Source organism: Mesorhizobium sp. M5C.F.Ca.IN.020.32.2.1, assembly GCF_004023105.1.
Lineage (GTDB): Bacteria > Pseudomonadota > Alphaproteobacteria > Rhizobiales > Rhizobiaceae > Mesorhizobium > Mesorhizobium wenxiniae.
Window position 1 is genome coordinate 1 of the sequence record NZ_RZSX01000306.1, and the last position, 6,654, is coordinate 6,654.

A 6,654-nucleotide genomic window follows, 5' to 3' on the forward strand; every position below is an offset into this window, starting at 1 on the left:
GCTCTGGCCGGCTTGCTACATCCGACCACGCGGCAGCGGCTGAACATGCTGCTCGGCTCCTTGGCGCGCACCTTCACTTCTGCCTTGCGCTCGCGCTTGGCCGTCCAATTCGTCAATGCTGGTATTCCTCAAAATGGCCACCCCGCATTGGCGGGAAGGCGAGCGTCTACAGGAGGACAGGGGCGCAGGGCAAGGGCAAATGCGGGCGCTGGTCGTCTGAGTATGAGTGGAAGGCGCGGCCCCAGCTCAGACCTTGCTGAACCAACCGGGGTCCACCACCACCCTCTCGACCATTTCCGTCGCAACACCGAGCTTCAGCTGTTTGAGTAGGTCGCAGAACTGCTCCCCATCTATCAGTTCGATCGCCGGCGCTCCATCGCGGGTGGCCTCCTTCTTTGCTTCCGCGGTGAAAGTCCCTGTGGTGATCAACAAGCCCTTATCACTGCGGCCGACCATTGCACCGCGAAAGTCGCGGATGGTGCTGGGGCCGACCGAACCGCTGTACCGCTTGCATTGAAACAAGACTTGAAAAGAAAGGAGGTTCAATCGAAGAACCCCAATGCCGTCAATGCCGCCGTCACCCGAACGGCCCGTCACTTCGACCTTGATGAACCCAGCTTCCCTCAGCAGGCGCTGAGACAGGCGCTCAAAGGCGTCTGGCTTGATAGACTTTAGGCAGTCGAGCAGTTGGTCTTTCCAGTTGACTTCCAGTGCGTCAACAGCGTCAACGACGGGTTCCTCGCCGTCCCCCAGGCCATTCTTCTTGGCGTCTGCGGCCATCTTCCTGACGAGCGCCGGAACAAGTGCGACGTCCTGTTGCGTACAGGTTTCACCAGCGTCAGTCAGCGCCCAGACGCCCCTCACGCTGTTGTCAACGTACCCTGCCTTCTTCAAGTAGGTCTTGGCCCAATGCAGGTTATAGCTCACCTTAGATTGGCGGCCATCCGTATGAGGAATGTTCTGCACCTCTGGCGGCAGCCGCATCACCTCAATTACCTTCGTCAGCAATTCGTCGTTAGCGGCCGAGCCGCCAAGCTCCTTGAGCGCGTCGATCGCAGGCCACATCATCTGGGTATACGCTGGTACCTGCACCATTTCTCACCCCCTGAACCATCCTCGTCTACCGCCAGTCGACAAGGTTCTGCAACCCCGTGTCTACAAGTGATCCACGAAGTCACCTGCACCGTGTCGGCTGCCCTCAATGCGCTTCGCCAGCTTTGCGAGCGTCGAGCGTGAGCAGTTAGTGGCTTTCACGATGGTGTTCCAGCTCTGGCCCATCCGCAGCATGTCCATGATGGCCCTATTGCGCTCGGCGTCCTCCGGCCGGCCCTTCATCTTCCCCTCGGCCTTCGCCTTAGCGATGCCTTGGGCTTGCCTGCGGCGCCGGTCGTCATAGTCCTTGCGGGCGATGGCGGCGAGCATGTCGAGCAGCATCCCGTTGATCGCATCGAACATCCGCCCGGTGAAGGCGTCCTCGGTCTTCAGCATCATGTGCGAGGTCGGCAAGTCCAGCGCCACGACCTTGACCTCTCGGTCCTTGATTTCGCGCTTGAGCTGGTCCCAATCCTTGTCCGACAGTCGGCTCAAGCGGTCGACCTGTTCAGTCAGCAGGATGTCGCCGGGCTTGCTGTCCCTGAGCAGCCGGAACAGCTCTGGCCTGTGCAGCGAAGCCCCGCTCTCGTTCTCCTCGTAGGTGGCGGCGATGGTCAGCCCTCGCTCCCGGCAGAACGCCTCAAGGTCACCCCGCGCGCGCCCTGCATCCTGCTCCTTGGTCGAGGCCCGGAGGTAGGCGCGAATGAATGTCATGATGCTCTCCAGTTCGGTTTGACTGGTTCGCTAATATCTGGTTCGCTTTGACTGGTCAAGGGGCATTTATCGAACCAGTCTCGACCCGGTTCGGAAAGGGCACACCATTGCGAACCTGCAGTGGTGCAACGACGAGACGTTTCTGATAAATCAATCCCACCAGTGGGCGGCGGGGCAAAATGGCGACTTCGATAGATCGGCCGGACGAGCAGTTCAAGATTGTCATTGAGCATTCAGGAGCAGTGCCCGCCGCTGATATAGGCGCGATCTTACTGGGCTTGGACAGGGCATTTACTCGTTTTGTTCGGAGCAGGAGTGGAGGACAGCTTGAGGGTGAACTCGGTGTCCGCGAGGTCAGGCATGGCTGTATAGAGGTTGTCCTGGAGGCCATCGCCAGCACCGACAAGTTATTGGATGCGGGGGCATACCTTGCGCCATTTGCAAGCCACTTGATCGAGATTGCTAAAGCCGCCCTCGATCTTGAAGGACCGACGAGGGGCCCGAAAGCCGATCAGAAGCTCGTTGGAGACATCGCAAGACCGGTGGCAAATGGCCATGCTCGACAGATCAATTTGGTGATCCATGGCAACCCCACGTTCAACATTACTCCTGATGTGGCTTCGCAGCTGATCGAGCGTCTGATCCCGGCCCCGAAGGAAACTAAGGCACTGTTGCCTCCGAGGTTGCCGCCAAGCCCTCTGATGCTCGGAGATGCGGAACACATTGAACTTGCGTCGCGCGGGCTTGACGGAACTGCCATGGAGGTGGACGACCAATGGTATGCGCGACTGGTGAGCGGCGGTGGGGTGCTTGTTCCGATATTCAATCAGGGCAGAGACATCTTGATACACAGAGGCCTCTATCGGTTCCACGGGTATGCGGCGCAGGGAGTTCGCGGTGAAGTCGTAGGGATAAACATTACCGGAGCGCTACGCTTGGATGGTACCGCATGAATGAGAAACCAGACCGAGAGCGACAGCTTGCTATCCAGATTGTGAAGGGAGCAACTCCCCAGCAAACCGATGCGCTCCGCACATGGGCGTTGAAGCTCCTCGAAATCCGTCAGTCGGGTTTGCCGGCGCGAACGAAGGCGAAGCAAGCCGTAGCCGCAACCATGCACGGCAATGTCGTGGGACCGATGCTCACGAATGCGCTCCGGCGAGCGAAGAGCCTTGGGTGGGATAACAGAACTATGGCCCAGCGCATCGGGCTCGGTGCGGCCGCTGCTGGGGTAGCTGTGTTCGGCGGTCAGAGTGCGGGAATTGTTGCCCTCGGGATGGGCGTCGGGGTTCCCCTCTGGGCGGTGCTGGGAGCCGGGTCCATGTTCGCAACCTATCTGTATGAAGAACTCGCCCAGGCCTCATCAACGGCCAAGGGTGGGGTCATAGATGCCGAGAAAGAGGACTGGCCGACGCCCTCGGGAAAGAGACCGCCCCAAACACCGGCAGGATAGCCGACGCAGACCGAAGGGGGTACGGGGGGTCTTCGCGCGGGCTGGTCATCTGATCACCCGCTCAGATGTTTCTACCAAACATTCCCGACTCCATTAGCATCACCTAATGGCGCTCCATTGGTTCAACCCTCCGGTGCCCGTCAAAGGCGAAACGTGCCGGCATGACCTACAACGTCAGCAACGTTGAGACTGCCTCCGAGCATCTCCTTCAATGGACCGAGCGTGGCCCAAGTGGAACCTCGCGGTGCGCGTTTGCATGGCGGCGCTGGCTGACCAAGCGACAGCTCAAGAGGCACGGAAGGCGTTCCGAGCCGCAGCAGTTAGCAGGGGAGGCTCCGCAACGCCCACGAGGGGTCCGGCGTGTAGTCGACCAGTTCGAAATAAATGCTTCAAAGCATCACTCACGAATGCCATAAGGGCAGCATGGCAGACAAAATCGCATCAGGCATCGTTGTTGTGCGCGTGCAAATGACGGACGTTCTTGTCGGTGGCACGCCTACGGTTCAGCTTTGGGCTGCAGCTCTACCCCCGGCTGAAGCGGTCGCTGCTGTCCAGCGAGCAATCCCGAGCCAGTGGATAGCGGAGCTTACGGACCAAAGATTGACGCAGGATCACGTGCGGCGGCTCAATATGAAATTGGGTACAGTCTGCGAACTTAGTTCTGCCGGTTGATCGACAATGCAGCGGGGACTTGGGCTGCCCGCCGCTAAGGGACCGAACCCAACCATCACTCCATGTCGGGTACATCGCCGCCAACAAAGAGTGTCGTCGGTTCTCCATACTCGCCAAGCGAGGGGTTCGCATCGCGCGACCACGCAATGACCCCGGCATGTTTCCCCGCCAAGCCCTTCGCGGTCCTTATCACCCGGTCCTCCGTCTGCAGCTCGGCTGGCCCATAGACAGGATGGAGGTCGCCGGTCTCATCGCGGTCGAAGGCGGTGACGACGATGAGCTTAGGTGCCTTCTGCTGAGGAAGAATGTGGTCTGACATGGTGATGCCTTCCGTTGGCCGTTAGTCGGTCCGCTGCGCTTCCGTCTATGCCACCCCCGGCTGAACCCATAGCTCACAGCAGGAGCCCAGAGAGCCACCTCACGCTCCAATGAGGCGTTGGCGGCGAGGAGCGCCTTCACAGCCTCTCGGGCATCCCCGCCGCATGTTGCAATGACCTCGTCGGCCACAAGCTCCCAGTCCATCGCGGGAGGATCGACTGGCTGTTGCTCGGCTGGCATTGCTCTGCCTCACAGGTATGTCTCACCATCGCCGCGATGCTCAAAGCAGAACCAATGCGGTGCCTGCTTCGGCTTTGCGAAACCCCACCCGGCATCCTTGCCGCAGCCAGGGCGCTCGCACCAATGATGTTGGATGCCCGGTGCCGTGATGTGTTCTGGCCTTGGAAGGCTGATTTCGTCACTCACGATGAGGTCCACTGCGGTTACTCCAAACGTTCTATGGACACAGTGAACAAAATAGGAACAAAACTGTCAAGAGCGAATTGACCAGAGGAGGAATGAGTTCCTATTTTGGGCCATGCCTGATACTGGTGGAAGACGTAAACGCGGCAGCGAATGGAAGCTCAGCAATGCCCACGAAGTCGGGCAGCTTGTGCGCGTTCAATGCGGACTCTGCAACGTCAAGCGCTGGTATCAGCCGAGTGACCTGAAGGAAATCTTCGGGGATGTTGAGGCCGAGCTGGTGGGAAGCAAAATGAGCTGCGAACGCTGCGGAAAGAATGATTGCATGCATGCTGAGACCCAAAACCCAACGGCTCGAGAACGGCAGGGCATTCGCGTTAGGAGGCTTGCTGAAATCAGGACAGTGCGGCGGGTCGTCTGGCGAGATGATTGACGATCGTCGCCCTCAAGTCGCTATGACTTCCGGAGAGCGTTGAGTGCCTTGAAAAGCGTCTCCGCTCGACCCAGCGTGCTCGCGACCTCCGGTGCATCGCCGCTCAAGACGCCTGGATTAGCAAGGAGCCAAGCGGACGGAGTGAAGTGATCGAACTCCGGAACGCCATGTAGGACTCGGAAGTATGCCTCAGCCTTCTTGACCTGCCGTTCGGTGCTTTCGTCGGCCGCTTTGAGCTTCGCAGGATCGAGTTCGTTGCCTCCCGAGAGCTGGTAGGTCCCATTGATGATGCTACAGAAGAGTTGCGCGTCGAATAGGTCTTCGACGTCTGCTTCTTCTTGAGCGGTGAAGTCAGCCATCGTTAGGACGCCGCCAGCTTTAATGATGTGACTGCGTTTCAGGGCGTCAAGCTTGTTGCGGTCCTTCTTGGTGTAGTCCGAGAGCGCAATCACGTCGAGGTTGTTGCCGCCAAAGAGCGACACAAAGGAGTGGATCTTGTCGATGCCGCCTGCCGGGCAGAGAACCCAACTCGGATCAAGCCCAGTCCTGCTCCGGCGTGCAAGCTCAGCGGAAAGCGCCCGCAGATAAAGAATGTCACCTGGGCCTTCGACAAGGATCGTGTGCTTACCCACAAAGAGCGTCTGCGTGAGCGAGTAGCCAAGAGCCCCCTGCAAAGGGAAGACCGAGTCTCGGTCAGCGTTTAGGACATCTTCGCGAACCTGGGTGCCGGTTGGTGTACGGCGTCCATTGTCGCCGACCTTCACGAGGTCCTGCACGATCCGAGACGCCATCAAGTTCTCGTGCGGCACCATGAACGGCGAATGTGTTGAGTAGATCATCTGATGGTAGGGGGAGAGCTTCTCTGAGAAGTAACGGAGCAGGTCAGCCTGAGCGAGACCATGCAATGTTAGACCCGGTTCATCGAGCAAGAGCAGTACCTTGCCCTTGGCTTCCTTCTTCACCCGGTCGAATTTGATGAGGAAAGAGAAGAACCATGTGAAGCCGGCGCTCCGTTCCGAGAAGGATGTGTCCGCCCTGTGGAGTTGGTTGTAGATACGCGCCCGACCAACCGCACCTGAGTTGAATGGTGCCGGGTCACCGGACCTGCCTTCTGCCACGCTAACCCGAACCTCGATGTCCTGATTTTGGGTCCAGTACTCAAGGATTTCTTCTGTGAGCACGTTAGAGGCAGCTTGTAGCCGGGCATTGAAACTCTCGAAAGTCGTAGCTCCGAGTATGTCCTTCAGCGATACGCCCGAGTACTCAAGAAACTCCCAAAAGAGGCGATCCCCGCGTAGCTGGTCGTTCGTGAAGAGTGTGCCGTCGCTCTCTCGATCGTTGAGCGTGGGTAAATGCACGACGGCATTCATCCGGTCGTAGACCGAAAAATACATAAACTGAGGAAAATGGGGTTCGAGGATTTGCCTTACACGGCTGGGCACAGATGAATGGGGATAGCTGGATAGCTTGTCCAGGAGCGCCTTGTGCTTAGGATTGGAATTTGCAAGTTACTGCAACTTCACAACGAGTTCAGCGCCCGTTGTGGGAG

At 58.7% G+C, this 6,654-nt stretch carries 9 protein-coding genes; 4 read left to right on the forward strand and 5 right to left on the reverse strand.

Going from position 1 to position 6,654, the window contains the following annotated elements:
* Positions 1–246: 246 nt before the first annotated feature.
* Complete coding sequence (locus tag EOA86_RS16770) at positions 247–1,095, reverse strand: restriction endonuclease (RefSeq protein ID WP_128342661.1); 849 nt, start codon at positions 1,093–1,095, stop codon at positions 247–249.
* A gap of 60 nt (positions 1,096–1,155) precedes the next feature.
* Complete coding sequence (locus EOA86_RS16775) at positions 1,156–1,806, reverse strand: recombinase family protein (protein ID WP_128342663.1); 651 nt, start codon at positions 1,804–1,806, stop codon at positions 1,156–1,158.
* Between the two features lie 179 nt (positions 1,807–1,985).
* Here EOA86_RS16775 and EOA86_RS16780 point away from each other — a divergent pair, with 179 nt between their 5' ends.
* From EOA86_RS16780 to EOA86_RS16790, 3 genes are all read left to right on the forward strand, one after another.
* Positions 1,986–2,759: a hypothetical protein gene (locus EOA86_RS16780; RefSeq protein ID WP_128342665.1), complete on the forward strand. Its 774-nt coding sequence runs from the start codon at positions 1,986–1,988 to the stop codon at positions 2,757–2,759.
* Entirely contained in the window at positions 2,756–3,259 is a 504-nt protein-coding gene (locus EOA86_RS16785; RefSeq protein ID WP_128342667.1) for a hypothetical protein, read from the forward strand. Before EOA86_RS16780 ends, EOA86_RS16785 begins: the two co-directional genes overlap by 4 nt.
* A 256-nt stretch (positions 3,260–3,515) precedes the next feature.
* A complete protein-coding gene (locus tag EOA86_RS16790) occupies positions 3,516–3,731 on the forward strand; it encodes a hypothetical protein (protein ID WP_245497295.1) in 216 nt (71 codons plus the stop codon).
* A 255-nt stretch (positions 3,732–3,986) separates the two neighbouring features.
* Here the strand turns inward: EOA86_RS16790 and EOA86_RS16795 are convergent, their stop codons facing one another.
* Both EOA86_RS16795 and EOA86_RS16800 read right to left on the reverse strand, forming a co-directional pair.
* Positions 3,987–4,250, reverse strand: a complete 264-nt coding sequence (locus EOA86_RS16795; protein ID WP_128342668.1) for a hypothetical protein — start codon at positions 4,248–4,250, stop codon at positions 3,987–3,989.
* A gap of 248 nt (positions 4,251–4,498) precedes the next feature.
* Positions 4,499–4,687, reverse strand: a complete 189-nt coding sequence (locus tag EOA86_RS16800) for a hypothetical protein (RefSeq protein WP_128342670.1) — start codon at positions 4,685–4,687, stop codon at positions 4,499–4,501.
* Between the two features lie 100 nt (positions 4,688–4,787).
* Here EOA86_RS16800 and EOA86_RS16805 point away from each other — a divergent pair, with 100 nt between their 5' ends.
* Complete coding sequence (locus EOA86_RS16805) at positions 4,788–5,105, forward strand: hypothetical protein (RefSeq protein WP_128342672.1); 318 nt, start codon at positions 4,788–4,790, stop codon at positions 5,103–5,105.
* A 20-nt stretch (positions 5,106–5,125) separates the two neighbouring features.
* On the opposite strand, the gene EOA86_RS16810 is transcribed toward EOA86_RS16805, so the two are convergent.
* Positions 5,126–6,499, reverse strand: coding sequence for a hypothetical protein (locus EOA86_RS16810; protein WP_206630046.1), 1,374 nt, complete (start codon positions 6,497–6,499; stop codon positions 5,126–5,128).
* Positions 6,500–6,654 lie beyond the last annotated feature (155 nt).